Origin of the sequence: Conexibacter sp. CPCC 205762 (genome assembly GCF_030646155.1) — a bacterium.
GTDB lineage: Bacteria > Actinomycetota > Thermoleophilia > Solirubrobacterales > Solirubrobacteraceae > Conexibacter.
The window spans coordinates 18,029-32,728 of the sequence record NZ_JAUTDN010000027.1 but is presented as its reverse complement, the minus strand read 5'-3'; the positions used below and the strand labels follow the sequence as shown (position 1 = coordinate 32,728).

The 14,700-nt window shown below is 72.7% G+C and carries 13 protein-coding genes; 7 read left to right on the top strand and 6 right to left on the bottom strand.

Translation table 11 applies throughout. The annotated features are described in order from the left end of the window. Nucleotides 1-84 precede the first annotated feature (84 nt). The 3 genes from Q7L73_RS18905 (at nt 85) to Q7L73_RS18895 (ending at nt 3,659) form a co-directional block, all read left to right on the top strand. A complete protein-coding gene (locus Q7L73_RS18905; protein ID WP_304692807.1) occupies nt 85-1,647 on the top strand; it encodes a class I adenylate-forming enzyme family protein in 1,563 nt (520 codons plus the stop codon). A 61-nt stretch (nt 1,648-1,708) separates the two neighbouring features. Next, nucleotides 1,709-2,737 (top strand): hypothetical protein, encoded by a 1,029-nt coding sequence (locus Q7L73_RS18900; protein ID WP_304692805.1) that lies wholly within the window; start codon nt 1,709-1,711, stop codon nt 2,735-2,737. A gap of 136 nt (nt 2,738-2,873) precedes the next feature. Beyond that, on the top strand, nt 2,874-3,659 hold the full coding sequence (locus Q7L73_RS18895) for an IclR family transcriptional regulator (RefSeq protein WP_304692804.1): 786 nt from the start codon (nt 2,874-2,876) through the stop codon (nt 3,657-3,659). A 40-nt stretch (nt 3,660-3,699) separates the two neighbouring features. On the opposite strand, the gene Q7L73_RS18890 is transcribed toward Q7L73_RS18895, so the two are convergent. The 3 genes from Q7L73_RS18890 to Q7L73_RS18880 form a co-directional block, all read right to left on the bottom strand. Beyond that, nucleotides 3,700-4,794: a phosphotransferase family protein gene (locus Q7L73_RS18890; RefSeq protein WP_304692803.1), complete on the bottom strand. Its 1,095-nt coding sequence runs from the start codon at nt 4,792-4,794 to the stop codon at nt 3,700-3,702. 1 nt (nt 4,795) lies between these two features. Then, a complete protein-coding gene (locus tag Q7L73_RS18885; protein WP_304692801.1) occupies nt 4,796-6,496 on the bottom strand; it encodes a class I adenylate-forming enzyme family protein in 1,701 nt (566 codons plus the stop codon). Between the two features lie 92 nt (nt 6,497-6,588). Next, entirely contained in the window at nt 6,589-7,605 is a 1,017-nt protein-coding gene (locus Q7L73_RS18880) for an MBL fold metallo-hydrolase (RefSeq protein WP_304692799.1), read from the bottom strand. Between the two features lie 18 nt (nt 7,606-7,623). Here Q7L73_RS18880 and Q7L73_RS18875 point away from each other — a divergent pair, with 18 nt between their 5' ends. From Q7L73_RS18875 to Q7L73_RS18865, 3 genes are read left to right on the top strand one after another with little or no spacing between them, the layout of a single operon-like run. Then, the gene (locus Q7L73_RS18875; RefSeq protein WP_304692797.1) at nt 7,624-8,763 is read left to right on the top strand and encodes a CaiB/BaiF CoA-transferase family protein; all 1,140 of its coding nucleotides are present in this window, start codon (nt 7,624-7,626) and stop codon (nt 8,761-8,763) included. Further along, nucleotides 8,723-9,166: a hypothetical protein gene (locus tag Q7L73_RS18870; RefSeq protein ID WP_304692796.1), complete on the top strand. Its 444-nt coding sequence runs from the start codon at nt 8,723-8,725 to the stop codon at nt 9,164-9,166. The genes Q7L73_RS18875 and Q7L73_RS18870 overlap by 41 nt, the downstream gene beginning before the upstream one ends. Further along, nucleotides 9,163-9,948: an enoyl-CoA hydratase/isomerase family protein gene (locus Q7L73_RS18865; protein WP_304692794.1), complete on the top strand. Its 786-nt coding sequence runs from the start codon at nt 9,163-9,165 to the stop codon at nt 9,946-9,948. The genes Q7L73_RS18870 and Q7L73_RS18865 overlap by 4 nt, the downstream gene beginning before the upstream one ends. A gap of 7 nt (nt 9,949-9,955) precedes the next feature. On the opposite strand, the gene Q7L73_RS18860 is transcribed toward Q7L73_RS18865, so the two are convergent. Both Q7L73_RS18860 and Q7L73_RS18855 read right to left on the bottom strand, forming a co-directional pair. Then, the gene (locus tag Q7L73_RS18860; RefSeq protein ID WP_304692792.1) at nt 9,956-10,594 is read right to left on the bottom strand and encodes a TetR/AcrR family transcriptional regulator; all 639 of its coding nucleotides are present in this window, start codon (nt 10,592-10,594) and stop codon (nt 9,956-9,958) included. A gap of 12 nt (nt 10,595-10,606) precedes the next feature. Next, nucleotides 10,607-11,767, bottom strand: a complete 1,161-nt coding sequence (locus Q7L73_RS18855; RefSeq protein WP_304692790.1) for an acyl-CoA dehydrogenase family protein — start codon at nt 11,765-11,767, stop codon at nt 10,607-10,609. Between the two features lie 70 nt (nt 11,768-11,837). Here Q7L73_RS18855 and Q7L73_RS18850 point away from each other — a divergent pair, with 70 nt between their 5' ends. Next, nucleotides 11,838-13,379: a 3-hydroxyacyl-CoA dehydrogenase NAD-binding domain-containing protein gene (locus Q7L73_RS18850; RefSeq protein ID WP_304692788.1), complete on the top strand. Its 1,542-nt coding sequence runs from the start codon at nt 11,838-11,840 to the stop codon at nt 13,377-13,379. Nucleotides 13,380-13,501: 122 nt separating this feature from the next. Here the strand turns inward: Q7L73_RS18850 and Q7L73_RS18845 are convergent, their stop codons facing one another. After that, nucleotides 13,502-14,698 carry a restriction endonuclease gene (locus tag Q7L73_RS18845; protein ID WP_304692786.1) on the bottom strand — a complete coding sequence of 399 codons (1,197 nt, stop codon included), beginning with the start codon at nt 14,696-14,698 and terminating at the stop codon, nt 13,502-13,504. Nucleotides 14,699-14,700 lie beyond the last annotated feature (2 nt).

Here is a 14,700-nt window from a genome sequence, read left to right as displayed (position 1 = left end):
CGCCTCGGGCAGCGCGGCCGAGCGCCCGTCCAGCAGTCTCGGACCGCTCTCAACAGCGTACGATCGGCGCAGGAGGCTGGGCCGATGGACTTCGCGCAACTGATCCGCCAGGCGGCGCGGCATCACCGCGACAACGTCGCGGTGATCCACGACGACCGCCGCCAGACGTACACCGAGCTGTTCGATCGCGCCAGCCGTATCGCCAACGCGCTGAGCGACCTCGGCCTCCGGCGCGGCGACCGCGTCGCGCTGCTGACGCCCAACGCCTTCGAGACGATCGAGCAGATCGCCGGCGTGGCGCTCGGCGGCTTCGTGCGCTCCGCCCTCTACACGCACCAGACCGGCGAGCTGAACGCGTACATGATGGCCCTCGTCGACGCCCGCGCACTGATCGTGCACGCCGACCACTTCGCAGCGATCGAGCCCCACCTCGCCGACGTCGACACGCTCGAGCACGTGATCGTCTTCGGCGGCGACGCGGGCGGCCGGATCGACTACGAGCAGCTGCTGGCAACCGCCTCCGGCGCCGATCCGCAGGTGTCGCTGCGACCGGACGACGGGCACGTCGTGCGCTTCTCCGCCGGCACGACCGGCCGGCCGAAGGGCATCTACCACACGAACGCCGCCTGGATGGCGGTCGAGAACGAGTGGCGGCTGGCGATCCCGCAGATCGACGACCGCGACCGCTACCTCGCCGCCGGGCCGCTGACGCACCTGGCGATCATCTGCGTCTGGCCGATCCTGCAGGCCGGTGGGCGCGTCGTCGTGATGGAGGCGTTCGACGCCGGCCGGGCGCTGGAGCTGATCGAGCACGAGCGGATCACCTTCGCCGTGATCGTCCCGACGATGATCCAGGCGCTGCTCGACCACCCCGACGTCGGCCGGCGCGACCTCTCCAGCCTCCGCTGCCTGCACTACGCCGCCTCGCCGATCTCGGAGCGGACGGCGATCCGCGCGCTGGAGCGGTTCGGGCCGATCATGGTGCAGATGTACGCGCAGAGCGAGGCGATCCCCGCCACGATGCTGCTCGCCCACCAGCATCTGCCCGAGGGCGACGAACGCGAGCGGCGCTGGCTGCGCTCGATCGGGCGGCCGACGCCGAACACGGTGATCACCGTCGTCGGCGACGACGGCCGCGAGCTGCCGGTCGGCGAGATCGGCGAGATCGCGATCAGCTCGCCCGGGCGGATGACGGAGATCTGGAAGGACCCCGCCGCGACCGCCGAGCGGCTGCTGCCCGACGGCAGCGTCCTCACCCGTGACATGGGCTGGATCGACGCGGACGGCTTCGTCTATCTCTCCGACCGCAAGGAGGACATGATCATCTCCGGCGGCTACAACATCTGGCCGGCGGAGCTGGAGCGCGCGATCGCGACGCACGCGGCGGTCAGAGAGGTCTGCGTCGTCGGCGTGCCGCACGAGCGCTGGGGCGAGACGCCGATCGCGGTCGTGGTGCTGGAGGAGGGCGCGTCGCTGACCGCCGAGGAGGTGATCGCGCTGACGCGCGAGCAGGTCGGCTCGGTCAAGAAGGTGACCTCGGTCGAGTTCGCCGCCACGCTGCCGAAGTCCGGCGTCGGCAAGGTGCTGCGGCGCGAGGTGCGGGCGCCGTACTGGCCCGACGCCGCCCGTCACGTGGCCGGCGCATGATCCATCCGCGACTGACGGACGCGCGTTGCCGGTGGGCGGCTCGCGGGGAGACGGTGGGCAGATGACCACGACCACGCTCACGGCCGCCGACGACCTGCTCGTCGGCGCGGCCCCGGACGGGAGCGGCGAGCGCTTCTTCGACCGCTTCTACTTCAACCTCCATGCCCCGGACGAGCCGACGCCGCTGATCATGCTCGGCGCCGGCTCCTATCCGAACAGAGGGGTCGTCGACGGCTACCTGATCCGCGTCGACGGCGGGTGGCAGCGCAACGTGCGCTTCTCCGACGAGCGCGACGAGCTGCCGGCGACCGGCGTCGGCCCGCTCGCGTGGGAGATCGTCGAGCCGCTGAGAGCGTGGCGGCTGGTCGTCGGCGAGAACCCCGCCGGCTTCGAGCTGGACGTCGTCTGGCGCGCCCGCACCAACCCATGGGAGACGGAGCGGATCCTGCTGCAGGACGGGCGCGGCGGCGTCAGCGACTTCGGCCACTTCTTCCAGTCCGGCAGCTACGAGGGCACGCTGCGGCTCGACGGCGAGACGCTCGACGTCGGCGGCTGGCTGGGCCAGCGCGACCGCTCGCGCGGGGTGCGGCTCGTCTCCGAGCGCGGCGGCGTCCACCTCTGGATCCAGGGTCAGTTCGCGGACTGCTCGATCGCCGTCCTCTTCAACCTCGACCGCGACAACGCGGTCACCCACTGCGACGGCGCCGTGCTCGGGACCGACGGGAGCGACGACCCGATCGTCGCCGGGCTGCACGCGCTGGAACTGGACGCCGGGCTCGACTGCCAGCGCGCCGCGTTCGCCTTCACGACCGCCTCGGGGCGCACGCTGCGGCTCGACGTCGACGGCAGCGAGGGCGGCGGCTTCCTCTCCGGCGGCGGCTACGGCGGCTGGCACGGCAAGCGCCGCGGTCGCGACGTGGTCGAGCACGAGACGTGGCCGGTCGACGACACCGTCACGCCGCGCATGCTCGACACGCCGATGGTCGACCGCCCGGCGCGGTTCGTGCTCGACGGCGCGGTCGAGGGCACCGGCGTGTTCGAGTTCGCCGTCACCCGCAGCGCGAGCTACGCCTATCGCGCCTCGCTCTAAATCGACATGGTGACCGGACACGCTGTCTGATATTCTCGGCCGATGAGGAGAGGGGAGCGAACCCCCGATCGCCCCTTCTGAGCAGGACAGGTCGTCGGGCGCCCCTGCGCCCGTGATGGAGGAGAGGAGGTAGTCGGTGCTCAACACCGTCGCCCGCGTCGGCAAGGTTCTGAAGCTCTTCACCACCGAGCGTCCGGAATGGGGAGTGACGGAGGTCGCGACGGCGCTCTCGCTGCCGAAGTCGAACGCCCACGACATGCTCGCGAGCCTTGCCGGCATCGGCCTGCTCGAGCGGCTGCCCGCCGGTCGCTACCGGCTCGGCTGGCGCCTGCTGGCGATGAGCCGCAACCTCGTCGAGACCGACGGCTTCCAGCGCCAGGCCGAGACCGTGACCCAGCTGATGGCGAGACGGCTCGGGCACATCTCCAGCGTCGCCACCTGGGACGGGCGCCGGCTCGTCTGCGTCGCGGCCAACGGCCGCCTCGCCGGGGTCGACGGGCCCGAGCGCGCGCCCGGCGTGCGGCTGCCGGGCCATTCGACGGCGCTGGGCAAGATGCTGCTCGCCCACCGCGCGTGGGAGGAGGTCGAGGAGCGCGCGACCGTCGACGGGCTGCCGGCCTTCACGGAGGCGACCGTCGCGACGGTCGGCGATCTGCGCGCGCAGCTCGACGGCGCGCTGCGCGACGGGGTCGCCTTCGACTACGAGGAGAACCAGCGCGGTGTCTGCTGCGTCGCGGCGCCCGTCCGCGATGCGAGCGCCCGCGTCGTCGCGGCGCTGAGCGTCTCGATGCCGCCGGCGGTGCTGCGCCGGGCCGAGCCGCAGTACGCCCGCGCGGTGGCGGTCGCCGCGCACCGGCTCTCGGCGATGCTCGCTGCGCCGGTCGAGGCGGACGGCGCGCAGCAGCTCGCGGCCTCCGCCTGAGGGCCGGCGGCCGCTCGCGGGCGCCCGCCGAGGAGGGCGGTCAGCCCGCGAGCGCCGCGGTCAGCGCGCGGTCGGCGAGCTCCGGCACGCCGACCGCCAGCTCACGCACGAAGACGTCCTCGGCCGAACCGCGCAGCGCCCGCTCGCGCAGCGTCTCCAAACCGATCGCCGCGCGCCACAGCGCCAGCGCCGTGTACCAGCTCAACCCCGCGACGGGGCGCCCGGACAGCTCGGCGTAGCGGGCGGCCAGCTCGGCGCGCGACGGGAAGCCGGCCGGCGCGACGGCGCCCGCCATCGTCAGCAGCGTCCCGGCCGGGTCGTCAGGCTCCGGCCAGGTCGTGAGCATCCACGCGAGGTCGCAGAGCGGGTCGCCGATCGAGGCGATCTCCCAGTCCAGCACCGCTCGCAGCCGCGCGCTGCCGGCGGCCGCGAAGACGACGTTGCCAAGGCGGTAGTCACCGTGGACGAGCGTCGGCGCCGACGACGGCCGCGGGAGGTTGGCGCCCAGCCAGCGCGTGACCTCGTCGAGCACCGGCAGCTCGCGCGTGCGATGGCGCTCCCACACCTCGCTCCAGCGCCGCAGATGGCGTTCGAGGAAGTCGTCCGAGCGGCCGATCGCGTGCAGCCCGCTGCTGGCGAGGTCGATGTCGTGCAGCTCGACGAGCGCGTCGACCAGCTCGCGCGCGACCGCGGCGCGACCGGCGGCGTCGTCGAGCCGCGCCGGCAGCGTCGAGGTGATGACCGTCCCGGCGACCTCCTCCATCACGTAGAAGGGGACGCCGATCACCGCAGGATCCGAGCAGGTCAGCAGGACCTTCGGCGCGCGCGCCGCGGTCGGCTCCAGCAGTCGCAGCAGGCGCGCCTCGCGCTGCACGTTGCGCGTCGCCCGCACCGAGCGGCGGCTCGGCGGCCGCCGCAGCACGACGCGCGCGCCGCCGCGGCGGAGCGCGAGCGTCACGTTCGACTGGCCCTCGCCGAGCAGCGTCGCCTCGAGCGGCCCGTCGCCGATGCCGTGGCGGTCGAGCAGCGCCTCCAGCGGCTGCCGCACGAGCAGCGGCGGCTGGGGGAGCGCGGCGGCCTCGCGCCGCGTGTCGGCGATCAGCGCGGGAGCTGTTGTCGGCTCGGGCGAGCACACGTCAGGTCGCCGCGTGCTCCAGCAGCTCCTGCGCCTGGCGCACGAGCCGGAACTTCTGGACCTTGCCGGTCGGCGTCATCGGCAGCTCCTCGGGGCGCGCGAAGAGGACGCGCTTGGGCACCTTGAAGCGGGCGAGGTTGTCCTTGCAGAGCGCGATCACCTCCTGCTCGGTGACCGTCGAGCCCGGCGCGCGGACGATCCAGACGAGCCCGATCTCGCCCCAGCGATCGTCGGGGACGCCGATCGCGAACGCCTGGCTGATGCCGTCGTGGGCGCAGAGCAGCTCCTCGATCTCCTTCGGCATCACCAGCTCGCCGCCGCTCTTGTACAGCTCCTTGCTGCGACCGGTCACCTGCACGTAGCCGTCGGGCGTGATGCGGCCGAGGTCGCCGCTGTGGACCCACTCGCCGCGCAGCGTCCTGGCTGTCTCCTCGGGCTTGCCCCAGAATGCCTTCATCATCGTCGGCCCGCGCGAGATCAGCTCGCCCTCGGCGTCGTCGGGCAGCCGCTCGCCGCTGATCGGGTCGGCGACCGCGTATTCGACCAGCGCCCCGTCGCGGGCCGGGATGCCGGCCGCGCCGGCGAGCTTCGGCCGCCCGACGGTCGCGACGTGCTGCTCGATCGGGTCCTCGGGCAGCGTCAGCGTCATCGCGCCGCCGCACTCGGTCATGCCGTAGCCGGTGCACAGCTCGCTGACGCCGAGGTCGTCGCGGCAGCGCTCGTAGAGCCAGGCCGGCGCCGGCGCGGCGCCTGACAGCAGTGCGTTCAGCGAGGAGAGGTCGCGCGTGGCGCGGTCGGGATGCTCCAGCAGCGCGACGGTCATCGTCGGCACGCACAGCATGTCGTCGGCGCGGTGCTGCTCGATCGCGCGCAGGTACTCGCCCGGGTCGAAGCGCGTCTGCATGATCACCGCGCCGCCGACGAGCATCGTCGACAGCAGTCCCTCGACGTAGCCGAACATGTGGTAGCAGGGCAGCGAGAAGAGGACGCGGCGGCCGTCCTGGAAGGCGCGCGTCAGCGCGGTGCCGTAGGCGGTCCGCTGGACGGCGTCGTGGGTCACGAGCACGCCCTTCGGGCTGCCGGTCGTGCCCGAGGTGTAGAGCATGTCGCCGAGGTCGCCGGGCTGGCGCCGGCCGCCGGCGCTGGCGCCCGCGTTGGCGTCGCCGAGCCGCGCGAGCTGGTCGAGCGTCATCGCGCCGTCGCGCTCGCGGCCGTCGGTGCTGAGCACGATCACCTGTCTGAGGTCGGGCAGCGCCTCGCCGCCGCCGCTCTCCCAGCCGGGCGCGATCTCGTCCAGCATCGCGAGGTAGTCCATCCCGTCGAAGCCCGTCATCGTGATCAGCGCGGTGCACTCGGACTGGCGCAGGACGTAGGCCAGCTCCTCGGCGCGGTAGCGGAAGTTGAGCGGCACGCTGATCGCGCCGGTGCGCGCGGCGGCGAACTTCGCCGGCACGAACTCGGCGTAGTTGGTCATCAGGATCCCGACGCGATGCTCGGGGCCGATCCCGAGCGCGGCGAGCCCATCGGCGAGCCGGACGGAGAGGTCGCGCACCTCGGCGTACGTCCAGGTGACCTCGTCGGTGACGACCAGCGGCCGCTCGGCGTACTCGGCCGCGCAGCGGTCGAGCCGCTCGTCGAGCGTCATCGGCGTCCACGGCGTGAAGCGGGACTCCAGCACTTGGCGGCGCGCGTCGATCTGCATCGGGTTCCTCAGGTCCGGGGACGGTCGCCCCAGGCTCCCAACCGCCGATCTCGATCGCACAGGCCGTCCGTGCATCATGGACGGACGGTTTGTCAAGCGCGGTGGAAGCGCACGACCTCGCCGCTGCGGTCCTCCTCGACGACGCCGTCGGCGATCAGCAGGCCGAGGTGCCCGAGCACCTCCGACAACGTCAGGAACGCCTGCGTGATCGCGATCGGCCCCCAGCGCGCGGTCGCCAGCTCGTGCGCCGACAGCGGCCCGTCGGCGAGCAGGTCGTGGAAGTGGGCGGCGCGCCGCTCCTGCGCCTGCAGCCGCTCGTCGATCAGCTCGCGATGGCCGCTGACGGGCCCGCCGTGGCCGCCGAGGCCAAGCTCGAAGCTCAGCTCGCGCGTCGCTCGCAGCGAGGCGCGGTATTGCAGCAGCGGCTCGGGACGGCTGCCGTCCCAGTCGCCGAGCGGACGGGTGATGACCGCGTTGGAGGAGACACCGCTGAGCAGGTGGTCGCCGGTCAGCGCGATCCCGCGCTCCGCGTCGTGCAGGACGATGTCGGAGGGGGAGTGGCCGGGGCGGTGCAGCACGGTCAGGCTGCGGTCGCGCAGGTCGAGCTGCTCGCCGTCGCGCAGCAGGCGGTGGACCGGCGCCGAGCAGCCGTAGCCGCGGACCACGTCGGCGACGGCCCGCAGCGCGTCGGCGACGTGCGGCTCGACGCCGTGGTGGAGCATCAGCCGGCGTGCGTCGTCGTCGTCGAGGATCCCGTGCTCGTCCCAGCTGCGCAGCGCCGGCGCGAGCTGATCGAGGCAGGCGATCTCGACGTCGGCCCGCTCGCTGATCGCGCGGGCGAGGCCGGTGTGGTCGATGTGCTGGTGGGTCACGACGACCAGCTCGACGTCGGCGAGCCGGTGGCCGCGCTCGCCGAGCAGGCGCTCCAGCAGGCCGAGCCCGGTCGCGACGTTGGGGCCGCAGTCGACGAGCGTCAGCGGGTCGTCCTCGATCAGGTACGTGTTGACCGGGCCGACGCCGAACGGCGTCGGCAGCACGAGCGGGTGGATGCCCGCCTCGGCGGCGAGCGCATACGCCTCGTCAGTGGATGATACGTTCTGTCCGGACACGATGTCTGGAGAGACTATATGGCACAGGCTGGTCCACTCGACGGCGTGCGCGTCGTCGAGATCGGCTCGATCGGCCCCGGCCCGTTCGCGGCGATGCTGCTGGCGGACATGGGCGCCGAGGTCGTGCGGCTGGAGCGCCCCGGGGCGTCAGGGCTCGGAGACGGCGCCTGGAACCTGACGAATCGCAACCGCCGCTCGCTCGGCATCGACCTCAAGGCCGACGGCGCGGCCGAGCTGGTGCTGCGGTTGTGCGAAGGCGCCGACGCGCTGATCGAGGGCTTCCGACCTGGTGTGATGGAGCGCCTCGGGCTCGGCCCCGAGACGGTGCTCGCGCGCAACGGGCGGCTCGTCTACGGCCGCATGACCGGCTATGGACAGGACGGGCCGCTGAGCCAGGTCGCCGGCCACGACGTCAACTACATCGCGGTCGCCGGCGCGCTCGGCGCGATGCGCCGCAGCGGCGAGCGGCCGCTGCCGCCGCTCAACCTCGTCGGCGACTACGGCGGCGGCGCGCTGTTCCTCGCCTTCGGGCTGCTGTGCGGGATCGTCGAGGCGCGCAGTTCGGGACGCGGGCAGGTCGTCGACGCGGCGATGGTCGACGGCACCGCGGTGCTCACCACGATCGTCCACGCGCTGCGCGCCGGCGGGCAGTGGCCGGGCGCGCCGGGCGAGAACTTCCTCGACTCGGGCGCCCACTTCTACGAGGTCTACGCGACGGCCGACGGCGAGCACGTCGCGGTCGGCGCGATCGAGCCGCAGTTCTACGCCCGCCTGCTGGAGCTGCTCGGGCTGCCCGCCGACGAGCTGCCGCAGTTCGACCGCGCTCGCTGGCCGCAGTTCAAGCAGCGCATCGCGGCCGTGATCGCGACCCGCACGCGCGCCGAGTGGGCCGAGCTGCTGGAGGGCGAGGAGGCGTGCGCCACGGCGGTCTACCGGCCGGACGAGGCGCCGGCGCACCCGCACAACGCCGCGCGCGGCACCTTCACCGAGTTCGAGGGCGTGCTGCAGCCCGCGCCGGCGCCGCGCTTCAGCCGCACGCCGGGAACGCTGCGGATCGCTCCGCGAGCGCCCGGCGCCGACACCGACCAGGCACTGACCGAATGGGGACTGAGCAACGATGAGATCACGGGACTGCGCGATGCCGGCGTCGTCGCCTGAAGGGCTTCAGGGGGCCGTCGAGCGTCTCTACACGGCGCTCGGGGGCGGCGACGGCGACGTCGTGATGGGGCTGCTGGCACCGACGTTCGAGGGCCGCATCGCCGACGGCATGCCCGCCGGCGCGGGCACCCACCACGGCCCGACGTCGATGCTGCGCGACGGCTGGTGGGCGATCGGCAGGGCCTTCAAGGTCGTCGCCGAGCCCGAGTCGTGGGTGCCCTGCGCCGACGGCAGGCTGCTCGTCGCCGGCACCTATCGCGGCGTCGTGCGCGGCACCGACGTGCGTGTCAACGCGCGCTTCGCCCACCTCTGGAGCGGCGGCAGCGGCGGCCTCACGGCGCTGGAGCAGTGGACCGACACCGCGCTGTGGCGCGCCGCCCTCGACGAGAGCGCTCGGCGATGAGCGTCGTCGACCTGCGCTTCGAGGACGACGGCCTCGCGCGGCTGCGACTGACGCGGCCCGAGGCGCACAACGCGATCGACCGCACGCTGGTGGACGAGCTGCACGACGCGGCCGCGGCCTGCGCGGCGCGACCCGATCTGCGCGCGCTGCTGATCGAGGCAGAGGGGGCGAACTTCACCGTCGGCGGCGATCTGCGCCATCTCAACGGGGTCGGCGACGACCTGCCGGCGGAGCTGCAGCGGATGATCTCGCGCTACCACGCCGGGCTCGCCCAGCTGGGGGCGCTGGAGGTGCCGGTCGTCACCGCCGTCCAAGGCGCGGCGGCCGGCGGCGGCCTCGGGCTGCTGTGGTGCGCCGACGTCGTGATCCTCGCCGACGACGCGCGCCTCGCGTCGGGCTTCGCGAGGCTCGGCATGACCGGCGACGGCGGCAGCTCGTGGGCGGTCACGCGGCTGGCCGGCTCGCGCCGCGCGTGGGAGTTCCTCGCGGAGGGACGGGTGCTGAACGCGCAGGAGGCCGTCGAGTGGGGGCTCGTCAGCCGCGTCGTGCCGGCGGCGGAGCTGGCCGAGGAGGCCGAGCGCAGCGCGCGAACGCTGGCGGCGGGGCCCACGCGCGCCTACGCCCACCTGCGCCGGCTGATCGGCGCGGCGAGCCGCAGCTCGTGGCCCGAGCAGCTCGACGCCGAGCGGCAGGTGATGGCGGAGCTGGCGCTGACCGAGGACGTGCGCGCCGGCATCGGCGCCTTCGTCGAAAAGCGCGCGCCCGTCTTCCGCGGGCGCTGAGGCGCGACTACGCGCCGGCGCGGGCCGGCGCGTAGAGCGTGTTCCAGACGATCGCCGTGTAGGCGTCGATCTGGGCGCGCAGCTGCGCGGGCTTGAGCCCGCGCAGGAAGACGTGGAAGGCGCGCTCGGCCATCCACGTCAGCCACTGGGCGGTCTCCGCCGGCGGCAGCTGCGGGTCGATGAAGCCGGCCGCCTGGCCCTGGCGGATGTGCTTGCGCAGGCTCGCGATGTTCGCGCTCATCATCGCCGTCACCAGCTCGCGCACGCTCGGGTCGTACTCGGCGGCGTCGTAGGTCGCGGCCATCAGCGGCGCGTGCGGGTGGTAGACCTCGACCACGCGCGACAGCGCGGCGCGCAGGTCCGCGCGCGAGGAGTCGCCGTCGATCTCCCACCAGCCCGACACCGCCTCGGCGATCTCGGCCTCGATCTCGCCGAACCAGGCGCGCAGCAGGTCGCCCTTGTCCTCGAAGTAGACGTAGTAGGTCGAGCGCGACATGCCGGCCTCTTGGACCATCCGCTCGACGCTGATCTCGGTGAAGCTCTCGCCGTCGTCGAGCAGCCGCTGGACGACCTCCAGCAGCCGGTCGCGGATCGCCTCGCGGCGGGCGGCGCGTCTGCTCTGGGGCTTGCGGGTCGCGGAGGCCATCGCCGCGACAGTCTAAAGACCGTACGACTTGCCGATCACGTCAAGCATGATCTCGTCCGCGCCGGCGCCGATCCGGTAGAGCCGCAGGTCGCGCAGGATCCGCTCGACCGGGTACTCGCTCATGTAGCCGGCGCCGCCGTGGATCTGCACGCACTCGTCGGCGACCATCCAGGCGACCTGCGTCGCCTTCAGCTTGCTCATCGAGATCTCGCGGACGTTGTACCTGCCGGCCGCGTAGTCGGCCGCGGTCGCGTAGATCAGGCGGCGCGCCGCCTCCAGCTCCATCGCCATGCGCGCGAACTTGTGCCGGATCGCCTGATGCCTGCCGAGCGGCTTGCCGAAGGTGCGGCGCTCCAGCGCGTACGCCAGCGTCAGGTCGAAGGCGCGCTGGGCGTAGGCGAGGCAGCCGGCGGCGGCGATCGCGCGCTCGGCCTGCAGCTCCCACATGATCTGCTGGAAGCCGCGGCCGACCTCGCCGAGCACCGCCTCGGGGCCGACGCGCACGTCCTGCAGCGCGATCAGCGCCGTGTCGGAGGCGTGCATGCCCATCTTGTGCAGCGGCTTCTCCAGCACGACGCCCGGCGTGTCCATCGGGATCAGGAAGGTCGTGAAGCCGTCGTAGCCGGCGTCGGGGTCGGTCTTGACGACGGTCAGCATCATCCCGGCGCGGTGGCCGTTGGTGATGTAGGTCTTGGTGCCGTTGATGACCCAGTCGTCGCCGTCGCGCACCGCCCGGGTCGAGATCGCCGAGACGTCGGAGCCTGCGTCGGGCTCGGTGATGCCGAGCGCGAAGATCGTCTCGCCCGCGGTGCCGGCGGGCAGCCAGCGCTGCTTCTGCTCCTCGCTGCCGAACTCCAGCAACGGCGGCATGACCATGTCGGTGTGGACGGAGAGGCCCATCAGCAGCCCGCCGGAGCCGCCGCGCGCGATCTCCTCGGCGAGCACGAGGTTCGTGAAGTAGTCGCCGCCCTGACCGCCGTACTGCTCGGGCAGCGAGAGCCCGAGGAAGCCCAGCTCGCCCATCCGGCGCACGATCGCGTCGGGGTAGGTGGTCTCCTCCCAGCTTGCGGCGTGGGGCGCGATCTCGCGGTCGACGAACGATCGGATCGACTCGCGCAGCTGATCGTGGACGTCGGTGAAGATCGACGCGGAAGGACGCTCGATGGTAGCCATGACGAGTGACCGTACATGATGTCCGGACAGACTGCACGGTCAATATGCGCGGTGATGTACCGTCGCTGCCATGGCTATCCCGAGAACGATCGGCGTCGTGGGCGCGGGCACGATGGGTGCCGGCATCGCCCAGCTCGCCGCGCAGGCCGGCGCCCGCACGCTCCTCCACGATCCCGTCCCGCAGGCGCTGGAGCGCGGCCTCGCGACCGTCGCCGCCGGGTTGGACCGGCAGGTCGCCAGAGGCCGGCTGAGCGCCGCCGACGCGGCGGCGATCCGGGCGCGCGTCGAGCCGGCGGCGTCTTTGGAGCAGCTGGCGCCGTGCGGCCTCGTGATCGAGGCGGCGCCCGAGCGGCTCGACCTCAAGCTCGACCTGTTCGAGCGGCTCGCCGAGATCGCCGGGCCCGAGTGCGTCCTCGCGACGAACACCTCGTCGCTGTCGGTCGCCGAGATCGCCGCGGGCGTGCCGGGGCCCGAGCGCGTCGTCGGGCTCCACTTCTTCAACCCGGCGCCGGTGATGAAGCTGGCCGAGGTCGTCCCGGGCGTCGCGACCGCGCCGGAGGTCGTCGCGACGGCGCGCGCGGTCGGCGAGGCGATGGGCAAGCGCGTGATCGACGCGGCCGACATCGCCGGCTTCCTCGTCAACCGCGTCAACCGCCCGTTCTTCCTGGAGGCGCTGCGGATCGTCCAGGACGGCCAGGCGACCGTCGAGCAGGTCGACCGTGTCGTGCGGATGGCCGGCGGCTTCCGGATGGGGCCGTTCGAGCTGATGGACCTGATCGGGATCGAGACCAACCACGCCGTCGCCGAGGGCTTCTACCGCCAGACGCTGGAGCCGCGCTACCGCCCCTCGCCGCTGGCCGCGCGGATGGTCGCCGCCGGCCGCCTCGGCCGCAAGACGGGCCAGGGCTGGTACAGCTACGCCGACGGCGCCGGGCGCCCGGCCGATCCCGAGCCGCCGGCCGCGGGCGGCGGCGACGGCCGCCCGCTGACGATCGCCGGGGAGGGTCCGGCGCTCGACGCGCTGCGGGAGGCGGCGCGGGAGGCCGGCTGGGAGGTCGGCGAGCACGTCGAGCCGTATCTGACGATCGAGGGCGGCACGGCCGCCGCCGGCGGGTCGCGTGCCGCGGCGGGCGCTGATGCGGCGCCGCGCGCCCGCTTCGTCGCGGGCGCGTCACTCCACCTGACCGACCCGCAGGCGGCGGGCATCCACCTGCTGGCGCCGCTGGACGGCGCGCGGCTCGTCGAGCTGACACGCACGCCGCGGACCGACCCGCTCGCCGCCGCGCGGACCGAGGAGCTGGTCCGCACGCTCGGCCGCCACCCCGAATGGGTCGGCGACGGCCCGGGCCTCGTGCTCGGCCGGATCGTCGCCCAGCTCGTCAACGAGGCTGCCTTCCTCGTCGGCGAGGGCAACGGCACCCCCGCCGACGTCGACGCCGGCATGGAGCTGGGCGTCAACCACCCCCGCGGCCCGATCGCCTGGTCCGCCGCCCTCGGCCTCCCGCACGTCCTCGCGACCCTCGACGGCCTCTCCGACGAGCTGCGCGAGGAGCGCTACCGCGCGGCGCCGCTGCTGCGCCGGCGCGCGGCGCTCGGGGCCAGGCTCGGCTGAGGCGTCAAGTCGCGCGAATCCGCGAATGGGCTGCTGAAGAAGTTGGCAAGCCCGGCTCCGGGGATCGCACGGCGTGGTGTGACCTCGCGGTAGATCTTCGGCGCCGAAGATCTCGTCGGCGACTAGCTGGGCCGCAGTCCGAACTCGCTCACGAGTGCTGGCCGCTGCGCGAGCAGGAGTTCGAGATGACTGTCGGCCCACATCTCGATGCGTGGTCGCTTGCCTTCGTGGTTGTGCTTCTCGATCCAGGCGACGGCATCCGAGGTGAACCGACCTGTCGTGGCGATCACGAGGACATCGACGGCAGGCGGCTCCCAGAGCGTCATTGCGGCTTGCGTTGCGGCAACGTCGGGAACCGCGACCGATTTCGCTCGCCAGTGCTTGCATTGGATGATCACTCGCTGCCGAATCGTGCCGGCGAGCGGATCGCGAATGACGCGGTCGACCGAGAGATCTCGTGAGCGATCGGGAGCGTTGGTCTTGGTCAACCACGTTGAATTCTCGTATCCGTCTGACGCGCTGATGAGCGAGAACACCAGTCGCTCGAAGTCTTCGTCGTCGCCGAGTGCGTCCCAGGCCAATGCGGACGAGACACGTCCCTGCGGCTGCTCGTTGGCAAGCGCCCCGAGGTCTGCGACATCGATCTCGATGGGTTCGCGTTCGGCGTACAAAGCCTGTTTCAGGTCGGCCCGGACCGACGGCCAGTCGTTCTCGGCGATGTCATGGAGATCTACCGCCTGTGCGAACCCGATGTGGCGTCGAAGGTCGCCCCATCGGCCGTTGCGCTTGACCGAGCTGCCAACCAGTCGCTCGGCCTCGGTGATCGTCTCGACTACCTGGCGCCACTCGGTGTCGTCAGCGAGCGACGTTCCGTCTCGTGGTACCCGTTCCGCCAGCTTGACGAGGCGTTCGTCGACCTGCTTGAACAGCTCGCCAGCAGGGCTTCGCACCATGTGTCGGCGGGTCCGGTCGAGCAGATGTCGGTACCCCGCCAGGGCGTCGCCGGGTGCTGCCAACGATCGCTCGACGTCGATCACGATGGAGATCTCGCCGATCTCGTGCGCGTCGAGACGACTCTGCGCGACATCGTCGGGATCGGGGATCTCGATGCTGAGGACTTCGCCGTGGATCGCCGGCAGTCCCTTGACGAGCTCTCTGAGGTCGCGTGCCAGTTCGTTGTACCTCGCGGCGTCGTCGCTGCCGGAGATGAACGTGATCTCCTCGGGGATGAGGGCGCGCATCTCGTTCCAGCAGGCTTCGGCGCGAGCGAGGTTGGTGTCCGCGCGGTCGAACTGGAGCAGCGCAGCGGCGAGGTCCACGT

Excerpts from the sequence above, each read along its gene's own strand:
- Q7L73_RS18900 (WP_304692805.1), top strand. The coding sequence starts at position 1,709 with ATGACCACGACCACGCTCACGGCCGCCGACGACCTGCTCGTCGGCGCG.
- Q7L73_RS18870 (WP_304692796.1), top strand. The coding sequence starts at position 8,723 with ATGAGATCACGGGACTGCGCGATGCCGGCGTCGTCGCCTGAAGGGCTT.
- Q7L73_RS18905 (WP_304692807.1), top strand. The coding sequence starts at position 85 with ATGGACTTCGCGCAACTGATCCGCCAGGCGGCGCGGCATCACCGCGAC.
- Q7L73_RS18855 (WP_304692790.1), bottom strand. The coding sequence starts at position 11,767 with ATGGCTACCATCGAGCGTCCTTCCGCGTCGATCTTCACCGACGTCCAC.
- Q7L73_RS18860 (WP_304692792.1), bottom strand. The coding sequence starts at position 10,594 with ATGGCCTCCGCGACCCGCAAGCCCCAGAGCAGACGCGCCGCCCGCCGC.
- Q7L73_RS18875 (WP_304692797.1), top strand. The coding sequence starts at position 7,624 with ATGGCACAGGCTGGTCCACTCGACGGCGTGCGCGTCGTCGAGATCGGC.
- Q7L73_RS18850 (WP_304692788.1), top strand. The coding sequence starts at position 11,838 with ATGGCTATCCCGAGAACGATCGGCGTCGTGGGCGCGGGCACGATGGGT.
- Q7L73_RS18885 (WP_304692801.1), bottom strand. The coding sequence starts at position 6,496 with ATGCAGATCGACGCGCGCCGCCAAGTGCTGGAGTCCCGCTTCACGCCG.
- Q7L73_RS18865 (WP_304692794.1), top strand. The coding sequence starts at position 9,163 with ATGAGCGTCGTCGACCTGCGCTTCGAGGACGACGGCCTCGCGCGGCTG.